At 67.7% G+C, this 16,186-nt stretch carries 20 protein-coding genes and 1 tRNA gene; 13 read left to right on the top strand and 8 right to left on the bottom strand.

Features of this window, described 5'->3' with window-relative positions; translation table 11 throughout:
• Positions 1 to 29 precede the first annotated feature (29 nt).
• Both IF02_RS0100420 and IF02_RS33360 read left to right on the top strand, forming a co-directional pair.
• Positions 30 to 758: a GntR family transcriptional regulator gene (locus tag IF02_RS0100420; RefSeq protein ID WP_030152752.1), complete on the top strand. Its 729-nt coding sequence runs from the start codon at positions 30 to 32 to the stop codon at positions 756 to 758.
• Complete coding sequence (locus tag IF02_RS33360) at positions 755 to 1,081, top strand: hypothetical protein (RefSeq protein ID WP_078621766.1); 327 nt, start codon at positions 755 to 757, stop codon at positions 1,079 to 1,081. Before IF02_RS0100420 ends, IF02_RS33360 begins: the two co-directional genes overlap by 4 nt.
• A 240-nt stretch (positions 1,082 to 1,321) precedes the next feature.
• Here IF02_RS33360 and IF02_RS34640 read toward each other — a convergent pair whose 3' ends face one another.
• The 5 genes from IF02_RS34640 to IF02_RS0100405 form a co-directional block, all read right to left on the bottom strand.
• Complete coding sequence (locus tag IF02_RS34640; RefSeq protein WP_158708416.1) at positions 1,322 to 2,206, bottom strand: hypothetical protein; 885 nt, start codon at positions 2,204 to 2,206, stop codon at positions 1,322 to 1,324.
• Positions 2,203 to 2,784: a DUF6932 family protein gene (locus IF02_RS0100415; RefSeq protein ID WP_030152750.1), complete on the bottom strand. Its 582-nt coding sequence runs from the start codon at positions 2,782 to 2,784 to the stop codon at positions 2,203 to 2,205. Before IF02_RS0100415 ends, IF02_RS34640 begins: the two co-directional genes overlap by 4 nt.
• A gap of 160 nt (positions 2,785 to 2,944) precedes the next feature.
• Positions 2,945 to 3,523: a hypothetical protein gene (locus IF02_RS34635; protein ID WP_158708415.1), complete on the bottom strand. Its 579-nt coding sequence runs from the start codon at positions 3,521 to 3,523 to the stop codon at positions 2,945 to 2,947.
• A gap of 660 nt (positions 3,524 to 4,183) precedes the next feature.
• The gene (locus IF02_RS0100410; protein WP_030152748.1) at positions 4,184 to 4,396 is read right to left on the bottom strand and encodes a hypothetical protein; all 213 of its coding nucleotides are present in this window, start codon (positions 4,394 to 4,396) and stop codon (positions 4,184 to 4,186) included.
• Positions 4,393 to 4,857: an NUDIX hydrolase gene (locus IF02_RS0100405; protein WP_030152746.1), complete on the bottom strand. Its 465-nt coding sequence runs from the start codon at positions 4,855 to 4,857 to the stop codon at positions 4,393 to 4,395. Before IF02_RS0100405 ends, IF02_RS0100410 begins: the two co-directional genes overlap by 4 nt.
• 18 nt (positions 4,858 to 4,875) lie before the next feature.
• On the opposite strand from IF02_RS0100405, the gene IF02_RS0100400 reads away from it, so the two are divergent.
• The 10 genes from IF02_RS0100400 to IF02_RS0100355 all read left to right on the top strand — a co-directional run bounded on the left by IF02_RS0100400 (position 4,876) and on the right by IF02_RS0100355 (position 11,876).
• A complete protein-coding gene (locus tag IF02_RS0100400) occupies positions 4,876 to 5,658 on the top strand; it encodes a GntR family transcriptional regulator (RefSeq protein ID WP_030152744.1) in 783 nt (260 codons plus the stop codon).
• Between the two features lie 139 nt (positions 5,659 to 5,797).
• Positions 5,798 to 6,136, top strand: coding sequence for a hypothetical protein (locus IF02_RS0100395; RefSeq protein ID WP_030152743.1), 339 nt, complete (start codon positions 5,798 to 5,800; stop codon positions 6,134 to 6,136).
• A gap of 2 nt (positions 6,137 to 6,138) precedes the next feature.
• On the top strand, positions 6,139 to 7,497 hold the full coding sequence (locus tag IF02_RS0100390; protein WP_030152741.1) for an FtsK/SpoIIIE domain-containing protein: 1,359 nt from the start codon (positions 6,139 to 6,141) through the stop codon (positions 7,495 to 7,497).
• A gap of 80 nt (positions 7,498 to 7,577) precedes the next feature.
• Positions 7,578 to 8,207: a DUF2637 domain-containing protein gene (locus IF02_RS0100385; protein WP_030152740.1), complete on the top strand. Its 630-nt coding sequence runs from the start codon at positions 7,578 to 7,580 to the stop codon at positions 8,205 to 8,207.
• A gap of 11 nt (positions 8,208 to 8,218) precedes the next feature.
• Complete coding sequence (locus tag IF02_RS0100380) at positions 8,219 to 8,410, top strand: mobile element transfer protein (protein WP_030152738.1); 192 nt, start codon at positions 8,219 to 8,221, stop codon at positions 8,408 to 8,410.
• A gap of 21 nt (positions 8,411 to 8,431) precedes the next feature.
• On the top strand, positions 8,432 to 8,590 hold the full coding sequence (locus tag IF02_RS34175) for a hypothetical protein (RefSeq protein ID WP_106977180.1): 159 nt from the start codon (positions 8,432 to 8,434) through the stop codon (positions 8,588 to 8,590).
• 23 nt (positions 8,591 to 8,613) lie between these two features.
• Entirely contained in the window at positions 8,614 to 8,928 is a 315-nt protein-coding gene (locus IF02_RS0100370; protein WP_030152736.1) for a hypothetical protein, read from the top strand.
• A gap of 175 nt (positions 8,929 to 9,103) precedes the next feature.
• Positions 9,104 to 10,495 (top strand): replication initiator protein RepSA, encoded by a 1,392-nt coding sequence (gene repSA, locus IF02_RS0100365; protein WP_030152734.1) that lies wholly within the window; start codon positions 9,104 to 9,106, stop codon positions 10,493 to 10,495.
• Entirely contained in the window at positions 10,492 to 10,713 is a 222-nt protein-coding gene (locus IF02_RS0100360; protein ID WP_234318045.1) for a helix-turn-helix domain-containing protein, read from the top strand. The genes repSA and IF02_RS0100360 overlap by 4 nt, the downstream gene beginning before the upstream one ends.
• Positions 10,710 to 11,876, top strand: coding sequence for a site-specific integrase (locus tag IF02_RS0100355; RefSeq protein WP_030152730.1), 1,167 nt, complete (start codon positions 10,710 to 10,712; stop codon positions 11,874 to 11,876). Before IF02_RS0100360 ends, IF02_RS0100355 begins: the two co-directional genes overlap by 4 nt.
• Positions 11,877 to 11,954: 78 nt before the next feature.
• Here the strand turns inward: IF02_RS0100355 and IF02_RS0100350 are convergent.
• Both IF02_RS0100350 and IF02_RS0100345 read right to left on the bottom strand, forming a co-directional pair.
• Positions 11,955 to 12,028, bottom strand: a tRNA-Pro gene (locus IF02_RS0100350).
• 101 nt (positions 12,029 to 12,129) lie between these two features.
• Positions 12,130 to 13,068, bottom strand: coding sequence for a metallophosphoesterase (locus tag IF02_RS0100345; protein ID WP_030152729.1), 939 nt, complete (start codon positions 13,066 to 13,068; stop codon positions 12,130 to 12,132).
• Positions 13,069 to 13,135: 67 nt separating this feature from the next.
• Between IF02_RS0100345 and IF02_RS0100340 the strand changes: the two genes are divergently transcribed.
• A complete protein-coding gene (locus IF02_RS0100340; protein WP_030152727.1) occupies positions 13,136 to 13,597 on the top strand; it encodes a GatB/YqeY domain-containing protein in 462 nt (153 codons plus the stop codon).
• Between the two features lie 103 nt (positions 13,598 to 13,700).
• Here IF02_RS0100340 and IF02_RS0100335 read toward each other — a convergent pair whose 3' ends face one another.
• Positions 13,701 to 16,001: a transglycosylase domain-containing protein gene (locus tag IF02_RS0100335; RefSeq protein WP_030152725.1), complete on the bottom strand. Its 2,301-nt coding sequence runs from the start codon at positions 15,999 to 16,001 to the stop codon at positions 13,701 to 13,703.
• Positions 16,002 to 16,186: the final 185 nt, after the last annotated feature.

Below are 16,186 nucleotides of genomic sequence, written 5' to 3'. Positions count from 1 at the left end.
CTCATCGCCCTCCGGACGATGAGGAAGTGGTGATCCGCCCCGTGCCTTCCCGCCGCCACACCATCGCGGATGACCTCCGCCGCCAGATCGCGACAGGCCACTTCAAAGCCGGCGAACGCCTTCCCTCCGAAGCCCAACTCGCCACCCGCTACGAGGTCAGCACACCAACGCTTCGAAGCGCCCTCGCGCTCCTGCAAGGCGAAGGCCTGGTGGAGAAGATCCACGGCAGCGGTAACTTCGTCCGCCACCTGCTGCGCAAGATCACGTACGTCGGTGGGGGAGCCGCGCCGTACCCGCACACTGAGCCCCTGCGCCTGACCGTCCGAACCACCAACGTCCAGGCGCACGGCCACCTGACCGCCCTCCTGCGCGTGCCATTCGGCAGCCCCCTGACCGAATTCCACTGCCTCAGTCACCAAGGAAAATCGCCGCACGGCCTGGCGCGCATCTACGTCCCCCGCGACCTGGCGCCGGCCGACATGGGTGAGGAGTCACCCGAGGCCCTGACGACACGCTTGGCAGAGCTCTGCCCTCCACTGGCCGAGGTCCAGGAAAGGCTCAGTGCCCGCCTCCCAACCCCGGAGGAGGCGACGACCCTTCGAATCGGCACGTCCTTGGCCGTCCTCTCGATCACACGCGTGGCGACCGACACGACGGGGCGCGCGGTAGAAGCGGCCCTCCTGGTCCTGCCAGGCGACCGATCCGACGCACTCTTCACTGCCCACCCTCCGACGAAAGCGAGGACGTCGAAGAAATGACCTCGTACACCGAGCTGAGACTCCTCCCATGGCCCGGCCTCGACGGCAAGCCCTGCTTCCTGAGCACTGACGACGCTGGCGGCTACCTATCACACCTGGCCGACAACACCGAAGTGATACAGCTCAGCCGGGGCATCGAGCTCTTGGACCAGGCACTAGAGGTACTCGCGGACGCCGAGACCGACCCGGACGAACTCCGCCTGCTAGCAACGGATCTGACCGGCGCGCTACGAGACGCAGTCCGCGTAGCAACAAGCCGCGGCCACCGCCTCCCGCGTCCAGGCCACCTAGCTCATCCAGGACCGCCAACGCACCTCAGATAGCAAGATCCCGTACAAGGCAAATAGAGCGGCCCCAGACCCAGTCTGGGGCCGCTCCTACTTGGCGCACACCCGGCTGCGGAGACCCCGTGTGTCTCACGCGTTTCAGCAGGTCAAGAGGTTGTGAGCCCCTACGCCCCAGCCGTCGTCCGCAAGTAGGCCGCGACTATGGCTTCTGGGTCATGATCACGGCCAAGGGACTGTTTGCTGGCGCCGATGACCGCCGACATGCCGCGGCGCACATTACTGTTGTCCGTTCCAGCTCACGAAGTACGTTTCTGTTACGACCGTGCCATCTCGCTTGATTTTCGTGCGCTCTTCGACAGTGAATGTGACGTGTTGATCGAGAGTCAGTCGAAGGGACACTAGATCTCCTGGATCGAAGTGCACAGCGTATGCCTTCGATTTTCGGGACGGGCCAGTTTTCACCTTTGCTACCCCGGTGGATTTGTCAAGGGTTGCAATATGGCCGGTGATAGACATCTGGGGTGGGGTGGCTTCTGGAACATGCGCATGCCAGGTCTTGACGTTATCCCGCCCGCGTTCCGTGAGAGACGATGAAACTACCCCGCCGCCTCCGTCTAGCCAGCGTAGATCGGCCGTCAAATCGAACTTTGAGAGTACTCGGGCCAAGTCGCCGAGATGCTTCTCTGTATCCCCCCAGTTTTCGGCCTGCCTTCCATTGTCGGCCGCCTCAAACAGGGTGTGAATCTTGCGGACGGCACCTTCAATCACTTGACCGGGAGTGGTCTCGGTCTCACTGGTGATGGGGCCCGCTTCTTGAGGCTGGAAATGCAGAACCGTACTTCCGGGAGACACGCCCACCAGGAGAAGCTTCACGTTCCGTTCAGCCGCAGCTGTGATCATCTCCTGTAGCGGCTTGAGGAGGAGGCCCCCGACGCCAAGGTCCAGACCGCCTGCACTAGCTGCATCTCCGCGCAATCGGAACATGAGCTCTTCTGTGAGGCTTGCACCTGGGTCGTGGCTGCGTGCGACCTCAAGCCACCGCAAACGCACGTCTGAGTCGTACTCATCCTCCGAGGGGACTGGCTTTGCAAGCTCGCGCTGTAGCCAAGAGTGCGCCTCATCTTGGTGCTTCGACATGAGGCGTTCACGGGCGGTGCTCACAGTGTCACCTCCAGGTACCCTCGGCTGGCTACTGCGGTCTCCACGGTAGGGCCATCCTTGATGTGATCGGAAGCGCGACGGCGCTGCCACCAGTCGTCCCATGCCCCCCTGTCCGAGTAGTACTGCCTGTCCTTCTGGTCCAGCTCTCTCTTCTTGAAGGGGGAGGCTACTCGGACGTAACGCATCGGTATGGGGCTGAGACCGAACTCGGTTTTGATCGACTCTCGCTGAAACGCGTCAGTCAGCCATCTGGCGCCCAGCTGATTCCGGACGCGCTGCTCCGCCTCATGGTCGATGATGACCGTGAGGTCTATGTTGTCCGGGTTGACCCTGTGGCTAACGTAGCTCCCGCCGAGCCATAGCCGATCGATCAAGGTTGAGCCCGCTAGGCGTGTGGAATGTTGATCTTCGAGGGCCCAGAAGCGGATCAGGTACCTCTCCAGGCCCTCCCAGAGGGGCGCCCGTGTCAGGGACTCTGAGAAGCGGTGGTGTTCAACGAGAAACTCCCGTGCTCGGTCTAGATCAACCTGGTAGCGGCCCGGCTGAAGATGTCCGTTGTCCTCGAAGGTCAGCTCCACACTTGCCCCCTGCGTCCGTCAAAGCTGCGCTCACCTTAGGTCCTTGCCGTGACATTGGCTGCGGAAACGATCTAGTCGGGCTCCGAATTTGTGCACGCGGGCTGGCTTGACTGGTCTGTGATCTTCAGCGGTCGCTGGGTTCACCCCTGGCGGGGGCGCCCTAGGGTGACGGTGTAGCCGCTTCGGGCTGTAGAGCGGCACGGGCGGCCCGGATGAAGGCGCTCGTGTTCGTATAGCGTGTGGTGTTCTGCGTATTTCGAACATCGGAGTAGAGAGTTCCTAGGTCGTCGCTTCTGCCTCTGCTCTCATGAGCGACATCGCCTAGCGCAGCTAGGGCCTTCGCCTCGTCGACCGCGCATTGAAGTGCTGCGATGTGCAGTTCCTCCGGGCCTTCAAGAGCTATCAGACGGGCTCGGTCGACGAGCGCGTTCAACTCCGCGCTAGCGGCTACGAACGGCTCGTGCGTCCGGATGTTAGACCCCTCCGCCGGGGCAACGGCCTGCCAAAAGCTGATCATGGCTCTTTCCGTCGCAGTAAGTTGACTTATGAATTGCATGCAGGCGTCTCGCTGTAGAGATAGACGTTCGCTCTTTTTCCGTTCTATGTCTTGAATGGACGCGAGAGCGTGATTTGCCTGTAGCTGCTTACGCGTATTCCAGGCGGCGACCAGGGATGCGATGCTTCCGCCCGCCAGTGTTGAGGCGGCTGTGATGATGGCAACCCACACGGTTTCGCTCATTGCAGCAGTATGCCGACGCCAAGCGTCCTGTTGGGCTGGCAGCCAAAGTCCGCCCAGCTGTCATCCCGTCTGCCGTCGACCCACACGGAGTGATAGCGGGGCAGGCTTCTGGGGCCCAGGTGGAGCGCCCTGCTGGACGAACGACCTGGGCCCCAGAAGCCTGGTCTGCTATGGCTTGCCTGGGTCGACGGCAGACGGGATGACAGCTCCCCACCACCCACCATGAACCGGCCGGCAGACGCAGAACGGGCCCCGTGCATCCCGGAGCCGGAGCGCCCCCGCCGGAGGCATAGGTCTGTGACGGGTGGCTGACGGATCAGGGGCGTGTGCGCGGGTGGCTGCCTGGTGCGGCGGTGCGCTGCCGTTGCTTTCCCCGGCCTGGTCTTTCGCCCCTTGTGGGCGCGGGCGGGTGACGGACGTGCGGCCCCGGTGACGGAGGCAAGGAGGGGCAGCGCGGCCGGCGCCCGACCGGCGCCGTCGCGCTGTGCGCGGCACCTCTGATCCCTACATCAGACTGCTCTTGCAGTTCAGGAGGCCGGGAACGATGACGACCTGGTCGTCTGAGTGTGTCTTGCTCTTCCGAGCTGGATGGGGCAGCCAGCGCCGCGAGCGAAGCGAGCCTTGATGAAGTAGGGAAACTCTTATCGCATCGCTGCTGGGTCAGAGGGCGATCGGGTGGTAGGCCATGGCTCGGTCCACGATCTGTTCAGCGGTGGGCTCCGGTCCGGGAGCCGGATGGAAGATGTAGTTGATGATGTGCGGGCACCGCAGGCCCCGTTGCAGGGCTTCGATGATGGAGTCGTCCTCGGCCTCGCTCAAAGTGCCGCCGTCCATGAGGAGCTGGACCAGGCGGATGGCCTCCTCGCGGGTCATGACGTGACGAGATGGCGGCCGTCGTGGCTGCGGACGTGGGGGCCTGCTTCGTCCAGGGCGTCCAGGAGACGGATCGCGTAGACCTCGGACATCTGGGCCGAGACCTCGTCCGGAGTGAGCCAGGCGACCGCGGTTGATTCCTCTGAGGTGCGTTCCGTGCCGCCGGACGGCTTGCAGCGGAAGACCAGGGCTACGACGCCGCGCGTGGTGTTCTTGTAGACCCCGGTCAGGTCATTTACCTCTACCTCGATGCCCGTCTCTTCGACGACCTCACGGCGGACGCCGGCCTCCGGGGACTCGGTGAGTTCGAGGACTCCGCCGGGCAGCTCCCAAGTCCCGTTGTCCGCTCGGCGGATCGCCAGGAGTCGGCCGTCCTCGCGCAGCACTGCCCCGGCTACGGACACGGAGTGCAGTGGCGTTGACTTGGCCTGCGGGGAACCCGTACTCATGTACAGGAGCATAGGAGGAAGAGAAGGACTATGGGAACCGCAGTGGGAGGTGGCCGCGGGGCAGGGCCGCGCTACGTGCAGATCGCTGACGAACTCGTCCAGCAGATCCGGGCCGGCGTACTGAAGGCCGGCGACATGGTGCCGAGTGAGTCCGAGCTGGTGGATCGCTACGGCGTCTCCGGCGGGACGATCCGGAAGGCCATGGTCGAAGTTCGGGCCAGTGGGCTCGTGGAGACCCGGCACGGCAAGGGCTCGATGGTGAAGGCCCGGCCCCCCGTACGGCACCGGTCCTCGGATCGGTTCCGGCGTACGCATCGGCAGGAAGGTCGGGCCGCCTATCTTGCCGAGTCTGCGCAGTCCGGCGCTGAGGCCAAGGTGAGCGTGCTGTTCATCGGGCCCATGGAGGCGCCGGAGGAGATCGCCGCGAGGCTGGGAGTGACTGCGGGGACTCAGGTGCTCGCGCGGCGGCGGTTGTACTTCCGGGACGGGACCCCTGTCGAGACGGCCAGCTCGTACCTGCCGTGGGACGTGGTCAAGGACATCCCGGAGCTGTTCGCCGAGAACCCTGGTCCTGGTGGCATCTATGCGCGACTGGAGGATCACGGGCACGTCTTCGCGGAGTTCGTGGAGACGCTCCGGGCTCGGCCGGCCACCAAGGCGGAGACCACGGAGCTGTCCCTGAGCCCCGGCGCGCCCGTGGTGCATCTGGTTCGCGATGCCGTCACGGAAGAGGGGCGAGTGGTCGAGGTCTGCGACACCCTCATGGCCGCTGACCAGTTCGTCTTCGAGTACAGGATCCCTGCGCGAGACTGACGGCCGCTCAACTCCCCACAGCCCGCTGCGAGTTTCTCTTCGTAGCGGGTTGACTCATGTATAGGAGTGGTGCACTCTTCTTCATGTCACTCATATACATGAGTGACGGAGTTCGACCCCTATGTAGGAGTGATCTTCCGTGCGTCAGATCCCTGTGGACACCACCGGTGCGACCGTGATGGTCGCCCAGCCCCCGCAGCTCAAGCTGCGCGACAAGAAGACCGGCCAGGTCGCCGTCGACACCGAGAGTGGCAACAACCTCATGACCGTCGACGTGCTGTTCGTGATGAACGGCAACGCCGAGGTCGTGTCCGTCACCGTCGCGGAGCCCGACATCTCCGGCGACTTGGTCACGGGGACCCCCGTCGCGCTGACCGGCCTCGTCGCCCGACCGTGGGAGAACGAGTTCAACGGCCAGAAGCGCCACGGGCTCAGCTTCCGCGCCGTCGCCGTCACCTCACTGGCCAAGGCGGGCTGAGCGTGGACGCCTTATGGGTCACGCTGCTGGTGGTCCTGGCCCTCGCGCTCGTTCTGCGCTGGCGGTGGCCCACCTGGTACTGGATGACTTTCGGGGTCACCTTCGCGACGATCCGCGTCCTGATCCGCTACCGGTCGGTCATGGACGCCTGCGGGCTCACCGTCCCGCCCGCCCGCTGGCGGCTGACACTCGCCCGGGTTACCAACCGCCCCGTACCCGAGGCTCGTTCGCCGCGCATCCTGCGACTGCTGCCCACTGCGACCGGCCTGGTCCTGAGGCTCAAACTCCGGCCCGGACAGGACGCCTTCGACTTCTCCGCCTCCTCCGACCGGCTTCGCCACTCGTTCGGACTGCACAACGTCGTCTCCCGGGAGATCCGGTCCGGCGTCGTTGAGCTGCGGATGACCGGGTACGACGTACTTGAGCGCGTGCGCATGCCGCGGGCGCTGCCGTCTGAGGTGCTCCGGGTTCCGGTGGCCCTGCGTGAGGACGGGCAGGTCCACTACCGGGACTACCGGCAGGTTCCGCACGCCCTGAACGTCGGCGCGACGAAGTCCGGCAAGTCCGTCTACCAGCGCACCCTCGTTGCCGGGCTGGCGCCGCAGAACGTCGCGCTCGTCGGCATCGACTGCAAGAACGGCGTGGAACTGTCCCCGCTGGCGGCCCGGTTCAGCGCCTTGGCAGAGAACCCCGCCGATGCGGCTGTGCTGCTGTCCGCACTCGTCCAGTACATGGGCCGCGTCTACCAGGTCATCCGGGCCGAACAGCGCATCAGCGTCGGCCTGCCGGATGCGGAGATCACCGCCGACATCTGGGACCTGCCCGCGCACCTCCGTCCCGTACCCGTCGTGGTCATCGTCGACGAGGTCGCTGAGCTGGCTCTCGCCGCGAACAAGGCCGAGGAACTCCGGCGGGACCAGATCGTCACCGATCTCGTACGTCTCGCCCAGCTCGGCCGCGCCGCCGGCGTACACCTGGAGATCTGCGGCCAGCGCTTCGGCTCCGAGCTCGGCAAGGGCATCACCATGCTCCGCGCCCAGCTCACCGGCCGTACCGCCCACCGCGTCAACGACGAGACCTCGGCGAACATGGCCTTCGGGGACATCTCCCCGGACGCCGTCCTCGCCGCTGTCCAGATCGACAGGGACCGCCCCGGCACCGCCGTGGCCGGTGACTCGTCCGGCGGCTGGTCCCGCATCCGGGCCCCGCACACCACGCTCCGCCAGGCCGTGGACACCTGCAACGCCCACGCGCACCGCACCCCGAGCATTCCTGAGCTGGACCCCTTCCGGCCGGCGCTCCCGCCTCGCGTGCACGTCGGCAAGGTCCAGCCCAAGGCCACCGCAGCAGGTGCCTTCTAAGCACTTGGCCCACCCCGGTCGGCGCGGCCTCTCGCGCCAAGTCCCTACCCGCCCCATGCCTGAAGGAGGTGAAGAACACCATGACCCGCCTGGTCCGCCCGGACGCCGTCCTCGTCCAGGCCGTCATCGCCGGAGCCCTCTCCTTCGCCCACCTGCACGACCTCGCCGAAGCCGCCGGTCAGGACGGCTGGAAGGCCTGGGCCTACCCGGTCAGCGTGGATCTGCTCCTCGTCGCCGCCTGGCACCGCCTACGCAGCCTGCGAGACGCGGGCGAGCCCTCGCGGTCGGCTTGGTCCTGGTTCGCCGTAGCCCTCGCGGCCTCGCTCGGCGCGAACGTCGCGACGGCCGGCCTTCTCGACCTGCGCGACGTCCCGGACTGGCTCCGGATCCTCGTCGCCGGATGGCCCGCGCTCGCCTTCCTCGGCGGCACGCTCCTGGTCCACCGGCCTACGACGACCAGCGCTCCGGATCCCGAACCTGAGCCGGTGGTCGAGCGGGAGACAGAACCCGGCGTACAGGCTGCTCCGGCCGCCGCCCTGCCCGCCCCGGAGCCGACGGTCACGGCACCACCCGCCCTCGTCGCCCACGCCCAGAAGATCGCCGCCGAGCACCGCACCCGTACGGGCTCGGACATCGACACCGAGACCCTGCGAACCCGGCTCGGCGTCCCGCCCTCGCTGGCTGAGGCCATCGCCGCCCAGCTGGCCTGAGAGGAGATCCCATGCCCGCCCGGATCAACTTCCGCTCGCTCATGAAGATCGGCCCCGTCCAGATCGGTAACTACCGCGACCGCCAGGGCCGCACCAAGGACGCCGCCGTCTGCACCACCGACGGATGCGGCTGGTCCTCCGACTACAGCTCCTCGACCGCCGCCCAGCTCGCCGCCCGCACCCACCGCTGCCGCGTCAGCTGAACGCCTCGAAAGGCCACCGCCATGGATGTCCCGCTCTGGTTGGCCCTGCTTGCCGTCGGAGTCCTCGGCGTGAAGCTCATCCGTCCGCCCTGGTGGCTGGTCGCCGTGACCCTCCTTGGCGGCTTCCTCCTCGCGGACAGCTTCCTCGCCCCGGCCATTGACACCGCGATCAGCAAGTAGCCCAACCCGGAAGGAGAACGACCGTGTTCAAGCCCAAGTACCCGAGCCCTGACTCCTACACGCCGGCGACGATCCGCCCGGCTCCGGCGCCCGCCGAGCACTCCACGGCGGCCCCGGTGTCGGCCAAGCCCCAGACCGCCCTCGGCGGCCTGGTCCAGAACTCGCCCGGGACCGCGCTCGCCCTCGCCGCCGGGGGAGTCGCCGGAGTTCTCGCCCTGGCGTCCGTCGCCGTCTCGCTGCTCTTGGCCGTCGCGGTCACCGCGGTCGCCCTGTCCGTCAGCGGCGTCGTCCTGCTGTTCCTCGTCCGCGCCCTGCGCCAGGACTTCAGGAACCACTGACCGGCCTCCGGGCGGCGCACAAGCCACCAAGCATCGCCGCCGCCCGGAGAGACCGGCCCCTCCCGACCGCAATCGAAAGGACCACCATCATGGACCGGGGCACACGCCCGCCGTGCCGCATCTGCCCGAACTGCGAGGCACACCCCTCCACCGCCCGCCGTCAGGTGGCGACCGCGTGACCGGCTCCGCGCCCCTCGCGGACCTGGATCCCGGCCTCCTCGGCGACATGCTGAAGGCGGCCGCCGATCCCGGTTACGCCCGCTGGGAAGACCAGATCCGCCGTACGGGCGGCTGCTCGGACCCCATCCACATCACCGGCTGGACCGTCACCAAGGACAAGACCACCGGCGAGACCCTGTACCGCTACTCCACCGAGAACGAACCCGGCGCCCGCCTTCGTATCGCCTGTGGCAACCGCCGCGCCTCGCGTTGCCCCAGCTGTGCCTGGACCTACGCCGGAGACACCTACCACCTCATCCGGGCCGGGCTCGCGGGAGACGACCGCCGGGACATCCCCGCCACCGTCCGCGAACACCCTCGCGTCTTCGCCACGCTCACGGCACCCTCTTTCGGTCTCGTGCACAACCGCCCCGTGGGCCGTCCCTGCCGCTGCGGCAAGCACCACCAGGAGGACGCCGCCGAACTTGGTACCGCCCTCGACCCCGAGACGTACGACTATGCGGGCTCCGTCCTCTTCAACAACCACGCCGGACAGCTCTGGCAGCGCTTCACCACCCGCCTGCGCCGTGAGATCGCCGCGTACGCCGGGCTCACTCAGCGGGAGCTGAAGGAGGTTGTCCGGATCTCCTACGGCAAGGTCGCCGAGTTTCAGAAGCGCGGCGCGATCCACTTCCATGCCGTGGTCCGCATCGACGGTCCTGACGGGCCGGACAGTCCGCCGCCCGCCTGGGCCACGACCGAGCTCCTCGACCGTGCGATCAGGGCGGCCGCCGCCCACGCGTACACCTCGGTCAGCGTCCCTGCCGTCGCGGATCAGCCTGCTCGCACCTTCCGCTGGGGGACACAGCTCGACGTACGGCCCATCAAGGCGTTCGGGGACGGCTCGGACATCACCGAACAGGCCGTCGCCTCGTACGTCGCCAAGTACGCCACCAAGGCGGCCGAGAACACCGGCACCCTCGACCGGCGCATCGGGAACAGGGAGGCACTCGTCCTCCTGGACGTCCCCGCGCACACGGCCCGGCTCGTCGGGGCCTGCCTCGACCTGGACCCGCTCTACCCGGAACGCAGGCTCGCCGCCTGGGCCCACATGCTCGGATTCCGCGGGCACTTCTCGACCAAGTCCCGCCGGTACTCGACCACCCTCGGTGATCTGCGGCAGACACGCGCCGATTACCGCGCCGCCCAGGAACGCGAAGCACGCGGCCTCGGCGACGTCGAGCCGGGCACCGTGCTCGTCCTCGCCTCGTGGCAGTACGCCGGCCATGGCCACAGCCCCGGGGAATCCGTGCTCGCCGCCACTATCGCCCGCGACATCCAACTCAACCGCCAGACCGCCCGCGAAGCGCTCGCGGAGCACACCACGGATCAGGAGGCCGGGCTATGACCGTGATGAGTCATCACGGGGTCGACGTCGTGGCACCGGTGCTCTACCGCGTCACCGAGGCCACGACGGTCCTGAGGCTGAGCCGGACCGTGATCTACGAGCTGATCCGTGCGGGTCGCCTCCGGACGGTCACGGAGGGCCGCACGCGCCTCGTTCCCGCTTCCGCCATCGCGGACTACGTGGCCCTTCTGGAGCGCGAAGCAGGTGCAGGGCGATGACAGCGCGCCGCAGCCGCGGGGACGGCGGTCTCCACTGGGACGAGGATCGGCAGCGGTGGATTGCCAGCGTGACCCTCGGCTTCTCGCCCAGCGGGAAGCGCATCGTGCGGAAGGGCAGCGGCAGGACCAAGACCGAGGCCAAGGCCAAGCTCAAGGAGGTGCTGCGGGATCACGAGGACGGGCTGGCCATCGCGCCCACCAACTACACGGTGGAGAACGCGGTGAACGACTGGCTCATGTACGGGCTGGCCGGCCGCGACGCGAAGACAGTCGCCACCTGCACGTCCCTCGGCCGCATCCACGTGATCCCCGCGCTCGGAGCCCGGAAGCTGAGGGAGCTGAGCGGCGAGGACGTCGACAAGTGGCTGGCAGAAAAGGCCATGACGCTGAGCACGCGCACGCTTCAGGCGATCCACTCGTGCCTGAACCGCTCCGTGAAGCGAGCCATGGTCCGGGACAAGGTGAAGCGGAACATCGTGGAGCTGTGCTCGATCCCGACAGGCCAGCCCGGTCGACCGTCGAAGGCGCTCAAGCTCGCCCAGGCTGAGGCGGTGCTGAAGGCGGCAGCGGGGACGTCCGCGTACGCGTACATCGTGGTGGCCCTGCTCACCGGCGCGCGGACGGAAGAGATGCGGGCGCTTACCTGGGACCACGTCTTCCTGAAGGGGGACCCGGACGCGTCGCCGCCCGTGCCGCCGCACATCGCGGTGTGGCGGTCGGTTCGCTCCACCGGGGACACCAAGACCAAGAAGTCGCGTCGGACGATCGCCCTGCCGGCCAGGTGCGTGGATGCGCTCTGGCAGCAATTCGAAGATCAGGGATGGGATCGGCTGGCCGCTGGTGATCAGTGGACGGAGAAGGGGCTCGTCTTCTCTTCCGCGACAGGGACGGAGCTGGACTCCACCAACGTCCGGCGCGCCTTCCGGCAGGCGATCACCGGGGCCGAGGGAGTCGACGCGAAGGAGTGGACCCCGCGGGAGCTGCGGCACAGCTTCGTCTCGCTGCTCTCGGACAAGGGTGTCCCGCTGGAAGAGATCTCCAGGCTCGTCGGCCACTCCGGCACGGCGGTCACGGAGGCGGTCTACCGGAAGCAGATCCGTCCGGTGATCCAGACGGGGGCGACGGTCATGGACGGCATCTTCAAGGAAGATCCAAAATCGTAGTCACTCAGTTAGACACTCACAGAAACAGGTCGGACCACGTACCAAAATTGGTACGTGGTCCGACCTGGTCTTACGAAGTCGGGGTGGCGGGATTTGAACCCACGACCTCTTCGTCCCGAACGAAGCGCGCTGCCAAGCTGCGCTACACCCCGATCGCCGCCTTGCAGCGGTTGCTGTCCTGGCGACATCGATTACTTTAGCGGACCCTCGGCCGGAGACGAAATCCGGTTTTCGCGAGGGGGCGGCGGGGGCGCTACGCCTTCGGGGTCAGCGTCAGGAGGGTGGCTTCCGGGGGGCAGGCGAAGCGGACCGGGGTGTAGCGGTTCGTGCCGCAGCCCGCCGAGACGTGGAGGTAGGCGCGGTGCCCGTTCGCCTCGTGCGTGGAGAGCCCCTTCACCCGCTTCGTGTCCAGGTCGCAGTTGGTGACGAGCGCCCCGTAGAAGGGGATGCACAGCTGCCCGCCGTGCGTGTGCCCGGCCAGGATCAGCGGGTACCGGTCGGCCGTGAAGGACTCCAGGACCCGCAGGTACGGGGCGTGCACGACCGCCATCGAGAAGTCGGCGTCCGCCTCCGGCCCGCCCGCGACCCGCTCGTACCGGTCGCGCTTGATGTGCGGGTCGTCGAGCCCGGTGAAGGCGAGCTCCAGACCGGGCAGTTTCAGGCGGCCGCGGGTGTTGGTGAGGTTGACCCAGCCGGCCGCGTCGAAGGCGTCCCGCAGCTCCTCCCACGGGTTGTGCACGGCGCCGACGACCGGCTTGTTGCCGTTCAGCCCGTGCCGTCCCTGGACCTTCTCGATCAGGTAGCGCCCGGGGTTGCGCAGCCGCGGCCCGTAGTAGTCGTTCGACCCGAAGACGTACACCCCGGGGAAGGACATCAGGGGGCCGAGGGCGTCCAGTACCTCCGGGACGCCCTCCGTGTCGGAGAGGTTGTCCCCCGTGTTCACCACGAAGTCCGGGCGCAGGCCGGCCAGCGACTGCAGCCAGGCGCGCTTCTTGTGCTGCCCGCCGACCATGTGGATGTCGGAGACCTGGAGCACGCGCAGCGGGCGCATCCCGGCGGGGAGCACCGGCACGGTGATCCGGCGCAGCCGGAACGACCGCGCCTCGAAACCGGCGGCGTAGGCCACACCGGCGGCCCCCACCGCCGCGATCGACGCCGTGACCTTCAGGGGTACTCCGTAACGCGCACGCATGGCCCCATCGTCGCAGACGCGGAAAACCGGCGGGCGCCACCGGCCCTCCACCTGGCAGACTCAGGTCATGACCACGCTCAAGGCCAAGCTCCAGGAAGACCTCACCACCGCCATCAGGGCGCGCGACGAGCTGCACTCGTCCACGCTGCGCCTGACCCTCTCCGCCATCACCAAGGAGGAGGTCGCGGGCAAGGAGGCGCGCGTGCTCTCCGACGACGAGGTCCTCAAGGTGATCGCCAAGGAGGCGAAGAAGCGCCGCGAGGCCGCGGAGGCCTTCGCGCAGGGCGGCCGTCCCGAGCAGGCCGCGCGCGAGACGGCGGAGGGCGAGTTCCTCGACACCTACCTGCCCAAGCAGCTCAGCGACGAGGAGCTCGGCGCGATCGTGGCGCAGGCCGTCGAGGAGGCCAAGGCCGCGGGTGCCGAGGGGCCGCGGGCCATGGGTGCCGTCATGAAGATCGTGAACCCGAAGGTGGCCGGTCTGGCGGACGGCGGCCGCGTCGCCGCCGCCGTCAAGAAGCACCTCTCGTAGACATGAACGCGTGAACGCGTGAACGCGTGAATGACTGAGGGCCCCTCCGCGCGTTGCGCGGGCGGGGCCCTCAGTCATTCGGTTTCGGTCAATGCATGTCCTGCTAGTCCTCCAGGCCGCCGATCACGCCGCCCGGGAACGGGTCGGTCGGGGTGTTGCCGCCCGTCGCGCCGCCCGTCGCCCCGCCCGTCGCGCCGCCCGCCGGGCCGCCCGTGGCTCCCGCCGCCGTCTGGCCGCCGGGGCGGCCGCCGGGCTTGTTGTCGCCGCCCGGCTTGCCGGGCTTCCCCGGCTTGTTCGGGTTCGGGGTGCTGGGCCGGCCGCCGCCCGTCGGCGCGCCCGTCTCCGGCCCGAGGCCGACCGTGACGAAGCTCGGCGCCTCCCGGCCGTCCAGCGCGCCCGAGACCGCCTGCTTCCAGATCGGGCCGGGCAGCCCGCCGCCGTAGACCTTGTCGTAGTACTGGCCGCCGATGGTGATGTTCTCCATCGACACCTGCTTCGCGCCGCCCGAGCCGACCCACGTCGCGCCGGCCATGTTCGGCGTGTACCCGACGAACCAGGCGTTGTAGCGGCTGTCGGTGGTGCCGGTCTTGCCCGCGTTCTGCCGGTCGGTCAGACCCGCCGCGGTACCCGTACCGGAGTCGATCACGCCGAGCAGCAGCGTGTTGACGGTGTCGGCGGTCTTCTCGCTCATCACGCGGTCGCACTGCGACTTCGGCACCGCCAGCGCCTTGCCGTGCGCGTCGGTGATGGACTCCAGGGCGACGGGGGTGCAGTACACACCGCGGTTGGCGAAGGTCGCGTACGCGTTCGCCATGGTCAGCGGGGACATGCCCTCGGTGCCGAGCGCGATGGCCGGTACCTCCGGCAGCTTCGTCCCGTCGGCCGGGATCACGCCGAGCTTCGTGGTCATCTCGGTCACGGGGCAGAGCCCGTTCTCGGAGATCATCTCCACGAAGTACGTGTTGACCGACTTGGCCATCGCCTCCTGCATGCCGTACGGGCCGCGCTCGGACTCCGACTCGTTCTCGACCCGGTCGTGGGAGGTGTTGACCCAGGGCTTGTCGCCGCAGGTCTCCACCGGGCTCGGGTACTCCATGTCGTGCGGGGAGGGGTACGTCTTGCCCGCGGACACGCCCTTCTCCAGGGCCGCGGCCGCGACGAACGGCTTGAAGGTCGAACCGGTCGGGAAGCCGAAGTTCGATCCGCCCATCCGCTTGTCGACCGAGAAGTTGATCTGCGTCTCGTTCTTCCCGAAGCCGTACGGCTTGGACTGGCCCATGCCGAGGACCCGGCCCGTGCCCGGCTGCACCAGGGTGACGGCCGTGGCGACCTTGTCGTCCTGGTTGACGTGGTCCTTGATCGACTCGTTGACGGACTCCTGCGACTGCGGGTCCAGCGTCGTCCGCACGGTCAGGCCGCCCTGGTTCCAGAGCTTGGCCCGCTCCTCGCGGGTCTTGCCGAACACCGGGTCGGTCAGGAACGTGTTGCGCACGTAGTCGCAGAAGAAGCCCGCGCCCTTGACCGCGGTGATGCAGCCGTTCTTCGGCCGCGTCACCTTCAGCGTCACCGGCTTCTTCTTCGCCTCGTCCGCCTCGGTCTGCGAGATGTCCTTCATGTCGGCCATCCGCTGGAGGACGACGTTCCGGCGCTTCATCGCCTCCTGCGCGTCGTTCACCGGGTCGAACCGGCTCGGCGACTGCACCACGCCCGCCAGCAGCGCCGACTCGTCCAGGGTCAGGTCCTTGGCCGGCTTGCTGAAGTAGCGCTGAGCGGCGGATTCGATTCCGTATGCCTGCTGGCCGAAGTAAGTGATGTTGAGGTAGTTCTCGAGGATCTTCTTCTTCCCGAGCTCCTCCTCGACCTGGATCGAGTACTTCAGCTCGCGGATCTTGCGGCCCAGGCTCTTCTCCTGGGCCTCGCGCACCTTGGTCTCGTCATCGCCGGCCTCTTCGACGAACACGTTCTTCACGTACTGCTGCGTCAGCGTGGAGGCGCCCTGCGCGGCCCCGCCCTCCTGCGCGTTGCGGTTGACCGCGCGCAGGATGCCCTTCGCGTCGATCGCGCCGTGCTCGTAGAAACGCGAGTCCTCGATCGCGACGATCGCCTTCTGCATGTACGGGGAGATGGCCGTCAAGGGCACCACCTGCCGGTCCCGTGAATAGACCGTGGCGATCAAGCCACCCTCGGCGTCCAGAATCGTCGTGCGCTGACTCAGCGGCGGTGTCTTGAGATTGGCCGGGATCTCGTCGAATCCCTCGACCGTCCCCTTGGCGGCGAGCCCCAGGGCGCCTGCGCCCGGGATCGCGATGCCGGCCAGCACAACTCCGGAGAGAACGGACACCCCGAGGAACTTGGCGGCCTGCTGCGGCCCCGTGAGCCCGGCGCCCGAGCGCTTCTTTCCCATGGAGGGCAGCCTACGTTCTCATTCACCGGACACGCGCGAATGCCTTGGCCTAAGCTGTCCTCAACTGTCACAGCAGTGCGGTGCGACATCAACCCCTCGGCTTGATTTTCACCCTTCCCGAATGGGGTGGACTTATGTCCGAATCTCGCCCCTCACTCTGACGGTCGCTCGTCCGACGTCCGCCG

The sequence above is a fragment of the Streptomyces sp. NRRL S-244 genome (assembly GCF_000717915.1).
GTDB lineage: Bacteria > Actinomycetota > Actinomycetes > Streptomycetales > Streptomycetaceae > Streptomyces.
Note: the sequence above shows the minus strand (reverse complement) of the source record. Positions and strands in the feature narration are given on the sequence as shown.